The organism is Antarcticimicrobium sp., assembly GCF_029212575.1.
GTDB lineage: Bacteria > Pseudomonadota > Alphaproteobacteria > Rhodobacterales > Rhodobacteraceae > Antarcticimicrobium.
Genome location: NZ_JARGPK010000055.1, coordinates 41,686 through 56,058, shown reverse-complemented (window position 1 = coordinate 56,058; position 14,373 = coordinate 41,686). Strand labels below are relative to the sequence as shown.

Genomic DNA, 14,373 nt, shown 5'->3' with positions numbered 1-14,373 from the left:
ACAAATACCATTCCCGCCGCAGGGTCGTGATTCAGCCCTGCATCAATGCGCGAATCTCCGCTGGCAGGCGCACCGGCCTGCCCTCGGTATTCATGCAGACGGCGGTGACCGCCGCCGTGAAGATCGGGGTGCCGTCGCGTTTGACCACCTGGTCCATCACCAACCGCACGCCCGAGATGCTGCGCAGGGTGGTCTCGACCTCCAGCTCGTCCTCGAATTTCGCGGTGGTGATATAATCAGCCTCGATCCGACGCACCACCCAGACGAGGCCGGCGTCGCGCATGGCGTTCTGGTCGTTGCCAAGCTGGCGCACCCAGTCCGACCGTGCCCGTTCGATATAGCGCAGGTAATTGGCGTGATAGACGATGCCGCCCATGTCGGTGTCTTCGTAGTAGACGCGGATGGGGAACCTGTGGGTCATCGGGCCGCCTCCTCGTTCCGATGACAGGCCGATGCCTCGACGACAAGGCCGCCGGGTCCGAACCGCAGCGTTTCGGCGGCAAGCACGCCGCGATGGTTGCGATAGGTTATCACGATCATCTCGTGCCCTTCGAAAACATCCACCACCTTGAAACGCAGATCCGGTTGCGCCGCGAGCGCCCGCCCCCAATAGTCGCGCAAAGCACCGCGCCCCCGCACATCACCCGCCCCCACCAGCGCCGCGGCCTTGGCCGAGCGGAACAGGATTTCTGGGGCATAGTGCGACAGAATCCGGTCCAGGTCATGGCTGTTCCACCCGGTTTCCCACTCTGCCGCGAAACCCTGTGCATCCATCACGCGTCCTTTCTCATCCGAGCGAACAGCCGCAGCGCGTGCGAGGGGTCATGCGCCACCGCCGGCAGCACCGGGTCGTAGGCAGCGCGGATCACACCGGCGATCTCGGGGCGAAGAATGGTCTTTCCGCCCGCCACGGCCAGCGGAGAGCTGTCGCGAAAGGCGCCTTCGGACCACAAAAGAAACGTCTGCACCACCTGGCCGAGCGCGAGGCTTTCCGCCGGCACCTTGAGTAGGGCCTCGTCCATGCGCAGAAACACGAAAGCCGCCTTGATCGCGCCCCCCTCGTCGAAGCGAAAGGCGCGGTACTGGTTGGCGCCTGCCGCCGTCAGCCGCGCCACCAGCGGACCGAGGTCGGGCAACAGCCGGTCCATCCCCGGCATCTGCGGCAGTTCTGCCCAGTCGCGGATGAAGAACACCATGCAATTGCTGCCCAGCTCCGGGTCGGTCTCGGCCAGCTTGTGCCCTGACAGCGCCGCCACCGCCTCGAACGCGCCCTTGACCACCGAGAGCGTCTCCGCCTCGACGCCGAAGACCACCGGCGCGATGGGCCGGCCCCAGCGCGCGACCAGAAATGCGCCGTCATCGCGGGTAAACAGCGCCTCGATCTCTTGCGGTGTCACGCGGGGGGCCTCCGATCCCTTATTGCCGCCCCAAGGCTAAGACCGCCCCTTCGCAACCGCAAGAGGAGCGCAACGTCGCAGGGCGCTCCGGCGGCTAGCTGAACAGGTCTGACTGCGGTTTGGGCATCGGCAGGCCCAGATGCGCCCAGGCCTTTTGCGCCAACATCCGGCCGCGCGGGGTGCGCTGGATCAGCCCCTGTTGCAGCAGGTAGGGCTCGATCACCTCTTCCAGCGCGTCGCGGCTCTCCGACAGCGCCGCCGACAGGGTCTCGATCCCCACCGGCCCGCCGCCGTAGTTCTCGGCAATCAGCGCCAGATACCGCCGGTCGGCGCCATCCAGCCCCAGATGATCGACCCCCAGCCGGGTCAGCGCGTTGTCGGCCAATGCCTGCGTGATCGTGCCGTCGCCCTCGACCACCGCGAAATCCACCACCCGGCGCAGCAGGCGGCCCGCGATCCGGGGCGTGCCACGGGCCCGCCGGGCGATTTCGCGCGCGCCCTTCGGGTCGGCGGGCGCACCCAGCTTGCGCGCGTTGCGGGTCACGATCTCGAACAACTCGTCCTCGGTATAGAACTGCAACCGGGTCGGAATGCCAAAGCGGTCGCGCAGCGGCGTGGTCAAAAGGCCCATCCGCGTGGTGGCGCCGACCAGCGTGAAAGGCTGCAACTCGATCCGCACGGTGCGCGCCGCTGGCCCCTCGCCGATCACCAGATCGAGCTCGAAATCCTCCAGCGCGGGATAGAGCACCTCCTCGACCGCCGGATTCAGCCGGTGGATCTCGTCGATGAAGAGGACATCGCGCGCCTCCAGGTTGGTCAGAATGGCGGCCAGATCCCCCGCCTTGGCCAACACCGGGCCCGAGGTCATGCGGAAATTCACCCCCAGTTCGCGCGCCATGATCTGCGCCAGCGTGGTCTTGCCCAGCCCGGGGGGGCCGTGGAACAGGGTGTGATCCATCGCCTCGCCGCGTTGGCGGGCGGACTGGATGAAGATCCGCAGGTTGGCCCGCGCTTCGGCCTGGCCGATGAAATCGCCCAGCGTCTGCGGCCGCAGCGCGCGGTCGTCGCCGGCGCCGTCCTCGGGCAGCGGATCGGGCCGCAAGGTGGGGTCGGGATCGTTCATCGGGAAATTCTCCGATCAGTTTCCAGCATTCCCCTACCCCTTCGGCGCCAGAAGCTTCAGCGCGGCGCGGATCAGCGCGGCCTCGCCCGCCTCCGGATTCTCGCCGGCGGCCTCGGCCACGGCACCGGCGGCCTCCGACGGGCCATAGCCCAGGTTGGACAACGCCGAAAGCGCATCGGCCTGCGCGCTGGCACTGGACGGCACACGCGGCGCCGGTTTCTGACGTGTTTTCGGCCCGCTCGGCTCCACCACCTCGACCACCGGCGCCGGCTCCGGCCCCTCCATCGCCTCGGTGATCGACCCACCCATTGCCATCACGCCGGGCGCCTTGTCCTTGAGGTCGAGCACGATCCGCTGCGCCGTCTTGGGGCCGACGCCGCGCGCGGCCTTGACCGCCGCCCAGTCGCCCAGCGCGATGGCGCGACCGACGCCCTCGGGGCCCAGCGCGCCGAGAATCGCCAGCGAAACCTTGGCACCGACCCCCTGCACGCTGGTCAGCAGCCGGTGCCATTCCTTTTCCACCAGGGAGGGAAAGCCGAAGAGCTGCATCAGATCCTCGCGCACCACCAGATCGGTGTAAAGCGAGACCGCCTCGCCCACCCCCGGCAGCGCCGCCATGGTCCGGTCGGAGCAATAGACAAGATAGCCGACCCCGCCCACGTCGATCAGGATGTGATCCGTGGCCCGGTACCCGATCCGCCCGGTCAGCCGCCCGATCATGCCCGCACCTCGCGCAGGCGCATGCCGCCCTCGGTGCCGCCGTAGTATGCGTGACAGATCGCGATCGCCAGCGCGTCGGCGGCGTCCGGTCCGGCCGGGTTGCAGCCCGGCAATTGCAGCCTGACCATGTGCAGCACCTGTTCCTTTTCCGCGTGGCCGACGCCGACGACGGTCTTTTTCACCCGGTTGGGGGCGTATTCGCCCACCGGCAGCCCGCCCTGCGCCAGCGTCAGCAACGCAACCCCGCGCGCCTGACCCAGTTTCAGCGTCGCAACACCGTCCTTGTTGACGAAGGTCTGTTCGATAGCGGCTTCGTCGGGGGCGTAGTCCGCAATCACCTCGGCAATCTGCCGGTTCAGCGACAACAGCCGCAACGCCAGTTCATCGGAGGCCTGCGACTTGCACAGCCCATTGGCCACATGCCGCAACCGCCCGTTCCGCGATTCGATCACGCCCCAGCCAAGGGTTCTCAACCCCGGATCAATGCCCAGAATCCGCATGTGCTGCCCGGCCCCGCCCGGAAATTGTTGCTTTTTTGATGCAGTAGCACGAAAGGCGAACACGGTCCAAGAAAAACGCGGCGAACTTTCGATCACAACAAATGCGACATCCGCATTTTCCAAACACGACACATGGTCTGAAAACGACAGAACCCATGCCCGAAAACGACACACATCTTCACCGGAAGTCACGAATATTTCAGGTTTTTTTCAACCTGCACGACCCATGCACAAGGCGCATAAGAACCATGCGTTTTGCGCCCTTGTGCGGAAAATTCGGGCAGACTACCTGCCGGTGACAACGACACACAGTGCAAACCATCAATCAAAGGAACACGTCAATGGCTGCATTCGACACCACCCGCCCCGTTTCCGACTCGGCCATCCTGTTCGGCCGCATCGGCTCCGCGATCTGCGCCGTCATCAGCGCCGTCGCCGCCTGGAACGACGCCCGCGTCACCCGCAACGCGCTGGCATCGCTGAGCGACCGCGAACTGGAAGACATCGGCCTGATCCGCGGCGATATCGACCTGGTCGCAAACCGCATCTCGTCGAACTGACGCTGTCTTCGTCTCTCCCTCGGAGACATCTGAAACCGCCGCGGGGCCCTGGCCCACGCGGCGTTTCTTTTTTGGCGCCCCTTTCCGCCCCGCTCAGGGCAGCAGCCGCACGATCCGCCCGGCAAGCGCCTCTGTCACCGGGTCCGATTGCATGATCCAGGCGCCTGCGGCCTCGGCGGCGGTCCCGGCCTGCAGGCGCGCGACCCGCTCGTCATAGGCGGCGGTGCCGGCCGCGGCCATCAGCAAGGCCTTGAAGGCGAAGAATACCGCGACGAACAGCAAAATCACCCGCAGAGACACCCACCGCCGGGGCCGCGCGGGCGCGGTCACCAGCAACCCGTCGGGACGCATCCGGGTTGAGTACCCGCGCGACATGGCGCGGTGTTTGCGCGTCAACCGATTGACGCGGTTGGTAAATTCCAGATCTTGATGGGCCATGACAGCCTCTCCATCTCCGGCCCCCACCGGATCGGGAGGCGAAGATCGGGCTGAATTGTGGCAAGAATGGGGCAGATGTCTCAAATGCCCCTAAAACCCGCCTGATTTACGCCTTTTTCTGCAAAAGCAGCGTGGTCCAATCACCAATCTCTTCGCTTTCGACAAGATTGACGCCAGAGCGTGCATAAACCGAAATCACGTCTTCGGCCTGCTCGTTGAGAATCCCCGACAGGATGGCATATCCACCCGCGCGCAGATGCGCCGCCAGGTCCGGGGCCAGCGCCACCAGCGGCCCTTTCAGGATATTGGCAAAGATCAGGTCATAGGGCGCCAGCGCCGCCAGGTCGGGATGGGCAAAGCCTGCCGCCTCGACACAGCGCACCCGGCCCGCCATGTCGTTGGCGCGCAGGTTGGCCTCGGCCACGTCCACCGCCACCTGATCGATGTCGCTGGCGATGATCGCGCCATCCCAGACCCGCGCCGCCGCCATCGCCAGCACCGCGGTGCCACAGCCGATATCGGCGACCTTTTCACCCATGAACCCGCCCTCGATCAGCCGGTCCAGCGCCCGCAGACAGCCCAGCGTGGTGCCGTGATGCCCGGTGCCAAAGGCCATCGCCGCCTCGATCAACAGCGGGATGCGCCCCTCGGGCAGCTTGTCGGCGTCATGGCTGCCGTAAACGAAGAACCGCCCCGCCTCGACCGGCGCCAGTTCGCGCCTCACATGGGCGACCCAATCGGTCTCGGGCAGTTCAGAGACGGTGAACTCCCTCGCCCCGAAGGCGACGGACAACAGCGCCAGCGCGGCCACATCGGGGGGTTCGGTGAAATATCCGCCAACCTCCCACAGGCCCGACCCGTCCTCGACCTCGAACACGCCGACGCCGGTGGGCACCGGCTCCAGCCGCTCCATCGCCTCGCCCAGCGCCTCGGCCTGGGATTTTCCGGGAAGCGTGGTCAGCGCGGTGAACGTCGGCATGGGGCATCTCCTGCAAGGCTGCGCCCGGCCCTAGGGCGGCGGCGCGGCAAGGTCAAGCGCGCCCTATTCCGCCGGGGCCGGAACGAAGCGGGCCAGCACGGTCTCGTTGCCCGGCTCCGGGTGGCGCGGGATCAGCAGCGCCAGGCAGAGCGAGGTCATCGCCATGCCGGCCGCCAGCCCGAACACCGCGCCCGGCGAGGCCAGCCAGAGATAGCCCAGCAGCGCCGGCAGAACCACCGCGGCGATATGGTTGATGGTAAAGGCCACGGCGGCGGTGGGGGCGATATCGGCCGGATCGGCGATCTTCTGGAAATAGGTCTTCAGCGCCAGCGCCAGCGCAAAGAACATGTGGTCGATCACATAGAGCGTGGCGGCCAGCACCACCCCCCAGCCGAAGAAATAGATGCCGCCATAGGCCAGAAACACCACCACCAGCCCGGAATACTCGAACAACAGAGCGCGACGTTCGCCAAAGGCGCCGACGGCGCGCCCCACCAGAGGCGCGAACACCATGTTGGCAACCAGGTTGATCAGGAACAGCGCCGTGACCTCATGCACATCGAAGCCGAATTTCTCGACCATCATGAAGCCGGCGAAGACGGTGAAAATCTGCCGCCGGGCACCGGCCATGAACTGCAGCGCGTAATAAAGCCAGTAGCGGCGGCGCAGCACCATCTTCTTGCTCTGCACGGTGTCGGCCTGAAACTGCGGATAGAGAAAGAACGCCGCCGCCGCGACCAGCGCGGTGAACCCGCCGGCCAGCGCGTAGACGATGTTATAGGTCAGGCCCAGCGGCTCCCACAGCAGAACGATCAGCCCGTAAGAGACCAGCGTCGCCGCGGACCCTGCGGCCAGCAGCCAGCCCAGCATCCGCGGCGCGCGGTCCTTGGGCAGCCATTGCAGCTGCAGCGACTGGTTCACCGTCTCGTAATAGTGGAACCCGATCGAGCTGAGCATGGTGATCACCAGGATACCGCCCAGCGAGGGGAACTGCGCGGTCAGCGCCGTCGCCACCCCCAGCAGGATCAGCGACACCAGCCCCAGGACCTGCTCGCGCATCAACATCAGAACCGCGATCACCCCGATCGCCAGGAACCCCGGGATCTCGCGCACCGTGTGCAGCCAGCCGATGTCGCTGCCGTCGAACTGCGCCACCTCGATGACGAAATTGTTGAGCAGCGCCGACCAGGTGGCAAAGGCCACCGGCATGGCCACAGCCATCAGGAACAACAGCGCCACGGGGCGGCGCCAGACCGGCAATTGCCGGGCTTCGGACAGGGTAACGGGCGTGCTCATGACCCGGGCTCTTACGCCGGATTCTCAACCTTGGCGAGGGCAAATGCCCGCCCGAACATCTGATCTGCATCAATGCACCAGAGCACCGGGCCGTATATATCGCCATGAACGAATGTATGGGAGGGCGCGCGATGGATCTGGTCGCTGTCGTGGAACGGATCGGCGAGGCCCCGACAGCGGCGCTGTTCGGGCTGATCACCGGGATCGTGTTCGGGGTGGCGGCGCAAAGGTCGCGGTTCTGCCTGCGCGCGGCCACGATCGAGTTTGCCCGCGGCGCGATGGGGGCCAAGGTCTCGGTCTGGCTGCTCACCTTCTCGACCGCCGTGGTCTGGGTGCAGGGCGCGCAATTGCTGGGCCTGATGGACAGCGCCGATGCGCGCATGATGGCGGTCCCGGGAAGCTGGTCGGGCGCGGTGATCGGCGGCTTGCTGTTCGGCTCCGGCATGGTACTGGCGCGCGGCTGTTCCGGGCGGCTCCTGGTGATGGCGGCCACCGGCAACCTGCGCTCGGTGGTGTCGGGCCTGATCTTCGCCGTGGTCGCACAGATGAGCCTTTCGGGCCTCCTCGCCCCGCTGCGCGACACCCTCGCCGCGCTCTGGATCACCGAGGGTGGCCGCAACATGGATCTTCTTGCCGCGCTGGGTCTGCCACACTACGGCGGGTTCGTGCTCGGCCTGCTGATCGCGGCGCTGGCGCTGGTGCTGTCGCGGCGCAACCGCATCGGCGCGGGGCGGCTGGTCTTCGCCTCCGGGGTCGGCTTCTCGGTGGCGCTGGGCTGGGTGCTGACCTATTCGCTGGCCCAGGTCGCCTTCGAGCCGCTTCAGATCGAAAGCGCCACCTTCACCGGCCCCTCGGCGCATACGCTGATGTTCTTCCTCGAACGCAACGCCATCCTCGAATTCGATGTCGGCCTGGTGCCGGGGGTCTTCATCGGCGCGATGATCGCCGCCGGGCTGGCCGGCGAGATGCGGATCCAGGCCTTCGACGGCGCGGTGACCATGCGCAAGGCGATGATCGGCGCGGCGATGATGGGTTTTGGCGGCATGCTGGCCGGCGGCTGCGCCATCGGCGCCGGCGTCACCGGCGGCTCGATCTTCGCCGGCACCGCCTGGGCGGCGCTGTTCTTCATGTGGGTCGGCGCGATGGCCACCGATTTCCTGGTCGATCAACCGGGCAGCACGGTGACCGCCTGAGGTCGCCCCGGGCAATACCCTCTCCCGCTCTTTTTCTGGCCGAAAATACTCCCGCCGGAGGCTCCGCCGCTTGCCGTCGGCGCAGCATGAGCCGATCCCTCTCCCCGAAGCCACAGGCCCCTAGAGAAAGCTTTGCGGGTCGATATCCACGCTCAGCCGCAAATCCCCCTTCAGCCGCAGCGGCGCCAGCCAGCGGGCAAGCGCGGCCTGCAACGGCGCGCCCTTGGCCGCCTTGACCAGCAGCCGCACCCGGTGCCGTCCGCGAATGCGCGCGATGGGGGCCGGTGCCGGGCCGAAGACCTGCGCGCCGATCTGGTGCAGCGGGCCGGCGTTGCGGGCCAGCGCATTGCCCAGATCGAACACCGCACCGGCGTCGGTGCCCGACAGGATGATCCCGGCCATGCGGCCATAGGGCGGCACGCCCGCCGCCTGTCGTTCCGCCGCCTCGGCGCGCCAGAACCCCTCCTCGTCGCCGGCCAGAATGGCGCGGATCACCGGATGCTCGGGCTGAAAGGTCTGCAACAGCGCCAGCCCCGGCTTGTCGGCCCGGCCCGCGCGCCCGGCCACCTGCCGCATCAGTTGAAAGGTCCGCTCCGCCGCGCGCAGGTCCGAGCCCTGCAATCCCAGGTCGGCGTCGATCACCCCGACCAGCGTCAGCTTGGGAAAATTGTGCCCCTTGGCGACCAGCTGGGTTCCGATGATGATATCGGCACCGCCGGCCCCGATCTCGACGATCTTCTCCTTCAGCGCCCGGGCGCTGGCAAAAAGATCGGAACTCAGCACCGCGATCCGCGCCTCGGGGAACAGCGCCGCGGTCTCCTCGGCCAGCCGCTCGATCCCCGGCCCCACCGGCGCCAGCCGCCCCTCCACCCCGCAAGAGGGGCAGACCTCGGGCATCGGCCTGGTCTCGCCGCACTGGTGGCACACCAGCCGCTTGAGAAACCGGTGCTCGACCATCCGCGCATCACAATGATCGCAGGCGATCTGGTGACCGCAGGCCCGGCAGATCGTCACCGGCGCATAGCCCCGGCGGTTGAGAAACAGCAGCGCCTGCTCGCCGGCCTCCATCCGCGCCTGCACCGCGCCGCGCAGGCTGGGCGAGATCCAGCGCCCCGCCTCCAGCTTTTCGACGCGCATGTCGATCGCCCGCATCTCGGGCAGCACTGCATCGCCGAACCGCGCGGTCAGGTCCAGCCGGTCATACTTGCCCGCCTCGGCATTGGCCCAGCTTTCAAGGCTGGGCGTCGCACTGGCCAGCACCACCCGCGCCGCGGCCATCGCCGCGCGCAGCACCGCCATGTCGCGCGCATTGTACATCACCCCGTCCTCCTGCTTGTACGAGGTGTCATGTTCCTCGTCGACGATGATCAACCCCAGATCGCGGAACGGCAGGAACAGGGCCGAGCGTGCGCCGACGACCAGTTGCGCGCCGCCCTGTCCGACCATCCGCCAGATCCGACGCCGCTCGGTCATCGTGGCACCCGAATGCCACTCGGCCGGTTTGGCGCCGAACCGCGCCTCGACCCGGGTCAGGAACTCGGCCGTCAGCGCGATCTCGGGCAGCAGCACCAGCGCCTGCCGCCCCATCGCCAGGCATTCCGACACCGCCTCGAGATAGACCTCGGTCTTGCCCGAGCCGGTCACCCCCTTCAGGAGCGTGGTGCCGTATTGTCGACTGCGCAGATGCCCGCGCAGCACATCCGCCGCCGCCGCCTGATCCTCGGTCAGCGGCTTGCCCGGCAGCTTCGGGTCCAGCACCGGAAATGGCAGGTCGCGCGGGCTGTCCTCTTCGCGCACGGCGCCATGTTTCACCAGCCCCTTGACGACCGAGGGCGTCACGCCCGCCATCTCGGCCAGCTCCTTCAGGGTAAAGGCCAGCCCGCCATAGTCCTCGAGCACCTCCAGCACCCGGCGGCGGGCATCGGTCATCCGGTCCGGCTCCCCCGTTCCGCGACGATAAATTTTGCGCATCGAGGGCGGATCGCCCAGCCCCGGCGCCCGCATCGCCAACCGCAGCATCACCGGCATCGGCGTCAGCGTATAATCGGCGGCCTTGGCGAGAAAATCGTGCATTTCCTCGCGCATCGGGGCCACGTCCAGCACCCGGATCACCGCGCGGATCTTGGCGCGGTCGAAATCGCCCCGCCCCGGCCCCCAGACCACGCCCGGCACCTTGCGCGGGCCCAGCGGCACCTCGACGAAATCGCCCAGCACGCAGCCGCCCTCGGGCGCGCGGTAATCCAGCGTCCGGTCCAGCGGCTGGGTGGTCTGCACCGCCACAAGATCGCCTTCGTCGAACATGTCCCGCCCGCCGTGATCCCGCCCGTCCGTCATGCCGTTTGCGCCATCCTCCGATACTGCGCGGGGGGTTCCCGCCCTTCCCTTTCTGAGGTAAAGCCAAGCCCGAGCAAGGCCAACCCATCAAAGGATGCCCCCATGAGATTCTTCGTAGACACCGCCGAGATCGATGCCATCGCCGAGCTGAACGATCTGGGCATGGTCGACGGCGTCACCACCAACCCGTCGCTGATCATGAAATCGGGGCGCGACATCCTCGAAGTGACCAAGGAGATCTGCGATCTGGTCGATGGTCCGGTCAGCGCCGAAGTGGTCGCCATGGAGGCCGACGCGATGATCGCCGAGGGCCGCAAGCTGGCCGAGATCGCCGAGAATATCGCGGTCAAGGTGCCGCTGACCTGGGACGGGCTCAAGGCCTGCAAGGTGCTCTCGGGCGAAGGCCACATGGTCAACGTCACCCTGTGCTTTTCCGCCAACCAGGCGCTGTTGGCGGCCAAGGCCGGCGCGACCTTCATCAGCCCCTTCATCGGTCGGCTCGACGACATCAACATCGACGGGATGGAGCTGATCGCCGACATCCGCACCATCTACGACAACTACGGCTTTGACACCCAGATCCTCGCCGCCTCGATCCGCACGGTGAACCACGTGACCGAGGCCGCCCGCATCGGCGCCGACGTGATGACCGCGCCGCCAGCCGTGATCAAGGCGATGGCCAACCACCCGCTGACCGACAAGGGGCTGGATGCCTTCATGAAGGATTGGGCCAAGACCGGGCAGAAAATCCTCTAAGTCGCCACCTGTCGCGGGAATTTCGCGGAATTGGCGGATTTTTCGGCCCATTTCCGCGAAACCCGTGATATAAGGCGCGCAAGACCAAAAAGAGGCGGACATGAGCAGCAGCCCGAAACTGGAAGACAACCTGCGCGCGGCGATCATCGCCAAACCCGACGCCATCCTCGAGGACCGCGACGTGATGCATGCGCTGATCGCGGCGAACGAGCGGTCGATGGGCGGCAATATCGTCGATCTGCGCGGCATCGCGATGGAGCGGATGGAGGCCCGGCTCGACCGGCTCGAGGATACCCACCGCAGCGTCATCGCGGCGGCCTATGAGAACCTCGCCGGCACCAACCAGGTGCACCGCGCCATCCTGCGCATGCTCGACCCGACCGAGTTCGAGGTGTTCCTGCGCGACCTCGGCGGCGAGGTGGCCGAGATCCTGCGCGTCGATGCGATCCGGCTGGTGCTGGAAACCGCCCAGAACGGCGACGACCCGGCGGTCAGCCGCCTTGACGGGGTGCTGGCCCTGGCCGGCCCGGGCTTCGTCGACGATTTCCTGACCCGCAGGCGCGGCGGCCAGCCGCGCCAGGTCACCCTGCGCCAGTTGCAGAAGGGGTCGGAGCGCATCTATGGCAAATCGGCCGAGTTCATCCGCTCCGAGGCCTGCCTGCGGCTCGATTTCGGCGCCGGCCGCCTGCCCGGGCTGCTGGTAATGGGCGCCGAGGACCCGCATCAGTTCACCCCCCAGCACGGCACCGATCTGCTGGCCTTCTTTGCCGGCGTGTTCGAACGCACGATGCGCCACTGGCTCAGGTGAGCCCGGAATGACCCTGACGATTTCAGCCGCCTGCCGCGATGCGCTGCAGGACTGGCTGGACCGGCAAAGCGCGCTTTCGGGCGCGGCGCAGAACACCCTGACCGCCTATCGCACCGACGTGGCGGCCTTTCTCGCCTTCATGGCCGAACATCGCGGCGGGCCACAGGGGCTGGCCGCGCTGGAGAAGATCACCGTCACCGAGATGCGCGCCTGGATGGCGCGGACGCGCGGCACCGGCATTTCCTCGCGTTCGCTGGCGCGCAAGCTCTCGGCGGTGAAAAGCTTTTACCGCTGGCTGGCCGAGCGCGAGGGCTTCGATCCCACCGCCGTGCTCGCCGCCCGCTCGCCCAAGTTCCAGAAGAAACTGCCGCGCCCGCTGGCCCCCGAGGCCGCCCGCGCGGTGATCGACACCGTCGAGCTGCAATCGCAGACGCCCTGGGTCGCGGCCCGCGACGCCGCCGTGGTCACGCTGCTCTATGGCTGCGGACTGCGCATCTCCGAGGCGCTGGGGCTGACCGGCGCCGACGCGCCGCTGGGCGCCTCCCTGCGCATCCTCGGCAAGGGCGGCAAGGAACGGGTGGTACCGGTCCTGCCGGCGGCGCGCGACGCGGTCGATGCCTACCTGCGGCTCTGCCCGCACCCGAAAGATCCGCGCGCGCCGCTGTTTCGCGGCGTGCGCGGCGGCGCGCTGAACGCGCGGCTGATCCGCGGCGCGATGGCGCAGGTGCGCATGCAGCTCGGCCTGCCCGCCACCGCCACGCCGCACGCACTGCGCCACAGCTTCGCCACCCACCTTCTTGAGGCGGGCGGCGACCTGCGCAGCATTCAGGAACTTCTGGGCCATGCCTCGCTGTCGACGACACAAGCCTATACGGCGGTGGATACCGCCCGCCTGATGGAGGTCTACGCCCGCAGCCACCCCAAGGCGTGACACCACCCCACCCGCGAGGCTCGAAAAGAGAGACCCCCGCAGCAATTGCGATTTGCCGCGATTTGCGCCATGACATCTTCATGACACCCCAATTGCGCGCCCTTTCCGTCCATCTCTTCACTGCCACCGGCGCGGTTTTCGCCATGCTCGCCATGCTCGCCGCCGCCCAGGGAAAATGGAGCCTGATGTTCCTCTGGCTGGTGGTCGCCTTCTTCGTCGACGGCATCGACGGACCGATGGCGCGGCGCTACCACGTCAAGCATTTCGCGCCGGAATTCGACGGCGTGCTGCTCGACCTGATCATCGATTATCTCACCTATGTCTTCATCCCCGCCTTCGCCCTGTTCCAGTCCGGGCTGATGGACGGCTGGACCGGCTGGGTGGCGATCTTTGTCATCACCTTCGCCAGCGCGATGTATTTCGCTGACACAAGGATGAAGACCGATGACAATTCGTTCAAGGGGTTTCCCGGCTGCTGGAACATGGCGGTGCTGGTCTTCTTCGCGGTCGAGCCGAACTTCTGGATCATCCTCGGCTTCGTCGCCGCCCTGGCACTCGCGATGTTCCTGCCGCTGAAATTCGTGCACCCGGTGCGCACCGAGCGCTGGCGGGTGGTGACCCTGCCGGTGGCGCTGGCCTGGACCTTTTTCGCCGGCTGGGCCGCCTGGGTCGATTTTCATCCGGAAAGCTGGGCCAACTGGGGGCTGGTGGCCTGCACGCTCTACCTGCTGCTGGCCGGCATCGCGCAACAGGTGATCCCGGCCCGCAACGCGCAGGCCGGGTGACGGGACCCGCCTAAGCGACGTCCTCGATCTCGATCTCCCGGCCCTGGAAGGCAAAGCTGTCGCCGGCCTGCAGCCCGTCCATCGCCTTGTAGATCGGGCTCTCGGGCGAGATGCCCATATAGGTCACGCCGCCCACCTCGAACCGCGCGGTCGAGACGGCAACGATCAGGTGACGCCCGTCAAGGGTCACGATCGCACCGGGCCGCACCGTGTCGGTCGGGGTGAAATCCAGGTTCTCGATCACGTCCACCTTGGCGTGATGGGTCATGACCGGATGATGAAAGGCCGCAGCCAGGCCGACCTCTTCGGTCGAGCCGGCAAGTTCGTCGTTGTCATGGCCTTCGCGGTCGTCCAGCACGGATTCCTTCATATGCGCCTCATAGTGCGCAACGGCACTGGCCAATTCCTCGGATTCCAGCGACAACAACCTGTCGTACACAGCTTTTTTCAACGCGGCGCGGTCCTGCGAAGTGCTCATCTGTCTTGTCCTTCCTGACGGTTTGCCGCCTAACCTGCGGCCCGCCAGCGGCAAATGCAATCGGCTTTTGGCCGC

The 14,373-nt window shown here is 67.0% G+C and carries 17 protein-coding genes; 6 read left to right on the top strand and 11 right to left on the bottom strand.

Annotation, left to right across the window (positions count from 1 at the left end; all coding sequences use genetic code 11):
- Window positions 1-31: 31 nt before the first annotated feature.
- The 6 genes from ybgC to ruvC form a co-directional block, all read right to left on the bottom strand.
- The gene (gene ybgC / locus P1U75_RS11550) at window positions 32-421 is read right to left on the bottom strand and encodes a tol-pal system-associated acyl-CoA thioesterase (protein ID WP_300243405.1); all 390 of its coding nucleotides are present in this window, start codon (window positions 419-421) and stop codon (window positions 32-34) included.
- Window positions 418-774 carry a nuclear transport factor 2 family protein gene (locus P1U75_RS11545; protein WP_300243402.1) on the bottom strand — a complete coding sequence of 119 codons (357 nt, stop codon included), beginning with the start codon at window positions 772-774 and terminating at the stop codon, window positions 418-420. The genes ybgC and P1U75_RS11545 overlap by 4 nt, the downstream gene beginning before the upstream one ends.
- Window positions 774-1,397, bottom strand: coding sequence for a hypothetical protein (locus P1U75_RS11540; protein ID WP_300243400.1), 624 nt, complete (start codon window positions 1,395-1,397; stop codon window positions 774-776). Before P1U75_RS11540 ends, P1U75_RS11545 begins: the two co-directional genes overlap by 1 nt.
- Before the next feature lie 94 nt (window positions 1,398-1,491).
- Window positions 1,492-2,520: a Holliday junction branch migration DNA helicase RuvB gene (ruvB, locus tag P1U75_RS11535; protein WP_300243398.1), complete on the bottom strand. Its 1,029-nt coding sequence runs from the start codon at window positions 2,518-2,520 to the stop codon at window positions 1,492-1,494.
- Window positions 2,521-2,553: 33 nt separating this feature from the next.
- Window positions 2,554-3,240, bottom strand: a complete 687-nt coding sequence (gene ruvA / locus P1U75_RS11530; RefSeq protein WP_300243395.1) for a Holliday junction branch migration protein RuvA — start codon at window positions 3,238-3,240, stop codon at window positions 2,554-2,556.
- On the bottom strand, window positions 3,237-3,740 hold the full coding sequence (ruvC, locus tag P1U75_RS11525) for a crossover junction endodeoxyribonuclease RuvC (RefSeq protein ID WP_300243392.1): 504 nt from the start codon (window positions 3,738-3,740) through the stop codon (window positions 3,237-3,239). Before ruvC ends, ruvA begins: the two co-directional genes overlap by 4 nt.
- Window positions 3,741-4,081: 341 nt before the next feature.
- On the opposite strand from ruvC, the gene P1U75_RS11520 reads away from it, so the two are divergent.
- The gene (locus P1U75_RS11520; RefSeq protein WP_300243389.1) at window positions 4,082-4,300 is read left to right on the top strand and encodes a DUF1127 domain-containing protein; all 219 of its coding nucleotides are present in this window, start codon (window positions 4,082-4,084) and stop codon (window positions 4,298-4,300) included.
- A gap of 93 nt (window positions 4,301-4,393) precedes the next feature.
- Here P1U75_RS11520 and P1U75_RS11515 read toward each other — a convergent pair whose 3' ends face one another.
- The 3 genes from P1U75_RS11515 to P1U75_RS11505 form a co-directional block, all read right to left on the bottom strand.
- Window positions 4,394-4,738 carry a hypothetical protein gene (locus P1U75_RS11515; protein ID WP_300243386.1) on the bottom strand — a complete coding sequence of 115 codons (345 nt, stop codon included), beginning with the start codon at window positions 4,736-4,738 and terminating at the stop codon, window positions 4,394-4,396.
- Window positions 4,739-4,844: 106 nt separating this feature from the next.
- Entirely contained in the window at window positions 4,845-5,717 is an 873-nt protein-coding gene (locus P1U75_RS11510; RefSeq protein WP_300243384.1) for a 50S ribosomal protein L11 methyltransferase, read from the bottom strand.
- A 63-nt stretch (window positions 5,718-5,780) separates the two neighbouring features.
- Entirely contained in the window at window positions 5,781-7,013 is a 1,233-nt protein-coding gene (locus tag P1U75_RS11505; protein WP_300243381.1) for an MFS transporter, read from the bottom strand.
- A 131-nt stretch (window positions 7,014-7,144) separates the two neighbouring features.
- Between P1U75_RS11505 and P1U75_RS11500 the strand changes: the two genes are divergently transcribed.
- Entirely contained in the window at window positions 7,145-8,206 is a 1,062-nt protein-coding gene (locus tag P1U75_RS11500; RefSeq protein ID WP_300243378.1) for a YeeE/YedE family protein, read from the top strand.
- Between the two features lie 120 nt (window positions 8,207-8,326).
- Here P1U75_RS11500 and P1U75_RS11495 read toward each other — a convergent pair whose 3' ends face one another.
- Complete coding sequence (locus P1U75_RS11495; RefSeq protein WP_300243375.1) at window positions 8,327-10,540, bottom strand: primosomal protein N'; 2,214 nt, start codon at window positions 10,538-10,540, stop codon at window positions 8,327-8,329.
- A 102-nt stretch (window positions 10,541-10,642) separates the two neighbouring features.
- Between P1U75_RS11495 and fsa the strand changes: the two genes are divergently transcribed.
- The 4 genes from fsa to P1U75_RS11475 all read left to right on the top strand — a co-directional run bounded on the left by fsa (window position 10,643) and on the right by P1U75_RS11475 (window position 13,820).
- Complete coding sequence (gene fsa, locus P1U75_RS11490; RefSeq protein WP_300243373.1) at window positions 10,643-11,296, top strand: fructose-6-phosphate aldolase; 654 nt, start codon at window positions 10,643-10,645, stop codon at window positions 11,294-11,296.
- Window positions 11,297-11,396: 100 nt separating this feature from the next.
- Window positions 11,397-12,104, top strand: coding sequence for a DUF484 family protein (locus tag P1U75_RS11485; protein WP_300243370.1), 708 nt, complete (start codon window positions 11,397-11,399; stop codon window positions 12,102-12,104).
- A 7-nt stretch (window positions 12,105-12,111) separates the two neighbouring features.
- Complete coding sequence (locus P1U75_RS11480) at window positions 12,112-13,035, top strand: tyrosine recombinase XerC (RefSeq protein WP_300243367.1); 924 nt, start codon at window positions 12,112-12,114, stop codon at window positions 13,033-13,035.
- Between the two features lie 80 nt (window positions 13,036-13,115).
- Window positions 13,116-13,820, top strand: coding sequence for a CDP-alcohol phosphatidyltransferase family protein (locus P1U75_RS11475; protein WP_300243364.1), 705 nt, complete (start codon window positions 13,116-13,118; stop codon window positions 13,818-13,820).
- Between the two features lie 10 nt (window positions 13,821-13,830).
- Here the strand turns inward: P1U75_RS11475 and P1U75_RS11470 are convergent, their stop codons facing one another.
- Entirely contained in the window at window positions 13,831-14,298 is a 468-nt protein-coding gene (locus P1U75_RS11470) for a hypothetical protein (protein WP_300243361.1), read from the bottom strand.
- Window positions 14,299-14,373: the final 75 nt, after the last annotated feature.

What these genes read in the sequence shown, in the direction of transcription:
- ruvA (WP_300243395.1), bottom strand. Translation starts at nt 3,240, where the DNA reads ATGATCGGGCGGCTGACCGGGCGGATCGGGTACCGGGCCACGGATCAC.
- P1U75_RS11500 (WP_300243378.1), top strand. Translation starts at nt 7,145, where the DNA reads ATGGATCTGGTCGCTGTCGTGGAACGGATCGGCGAGGCCCCGACAGCG.
- P1U75_RS11515 (WP_300243386.1), bottom strand. Translation starts at nt 4,738, where the DNA reads ATGGCCCATCAAGATCTGGAATTTACCAACCGCGTCAATCGGTTGACG.
- P1U75_RS11520 (WP_300243389.1), top strand. Translation starts at nt 4,082, where the DNA reads ATGGCTGCATTCGACACCACCCGCCCCGTTTCCGACTCGGCCATCCTG.
- P1U75_RS11545 (WP_300243402.1), bottom strand. Translation starts at nt 774, where the DNA reads ATGGATGCACAGGGTTTCGCGGCAGAGTGGGAAACCGGGTGGAACAGC.
- fsa (WP_300243373.1), top strand. Translation starts at nt 10,643, where the DNA reads ATGAGATTCTTCGTAGACACCGCCGAGATCGATGCCATCGCCGAGCTG.
- ruvC (WP_300243392.1), bottom strand. Translation starts at nt 3,740, where the DNA reads ATGCGGATTCTGGGCATTGATCCGGGGTTGAGAACCCTTGGCTGGGGC.
- P1U75_RS11505 (WP_300243381.1), bottom strand. Translation starts at nt 7,013, where the DNA reads ATGAGCACGCCCGTTACCCTGTCCGAAGCCCGGCAATTGCCGGTCTGG.
- P1U75_RS11475 (WP_300243364.1), top strand. Translation starts at nt 13,116, where the DNA reads ATGACACCCCAATTGCGCGCCCTTTCCGTCCATCTCTTCACTGCCACC.
- ruvB (WP_300243398.1), bottom strand. Translation starts at nt 2,520, where the DNA reads ATGAACGATCCCGACCCCACCTTGCGGCCCGATCCGCTGCCCGAGGAC.
- P1U75_RS11480 (WP_300243367.1), top strand. Translation starts at nt 12,112, where the DNA reads ATGACCCTGACGATTTCAGCCGCCTGCCGCGATGCGCTGCAGGACTGG.
- P1U75_RS11495 (WP_300243375.1), bottom strand. Translation starts at nt 10,540, where the DNA reads ATGACGGACGGGCGGGATCACGGCGGGCGGGACATGTTCGACGAAGGC.
- ybgC (WP_300243405.1), bottom strand. Translation starts at nt 421, where the DNA reads ATGACCCACAGGTTCCCCATCCGCGTCTACTACGAAGACACCGACATG.
- P1U75_RS11470 (WP_300243361.1), bottom strand. Translation starts at nt 14,298, where the DNA reads ATGAGCACTTCGCAGGACCGCGCCGCGTTGAAAAAAGCTGTGTACGAC.
- P1U75_RS11485 (WP_300243370.1), top strand. Translation starts at nt 11,397, where the DNA reads ATGAGCAGCAGCCCGAAACTGGAAGACAACCTGCGCGCGGCGATCATC.
- P1U75_RS11510 (WP_300243384.1), bottom strand. Translation starts at nt 5,717, where the DNA reads ATGCCGACGTTCACCGCGCTGACCACGCTTCCCGGAAAATCCCAGGCC.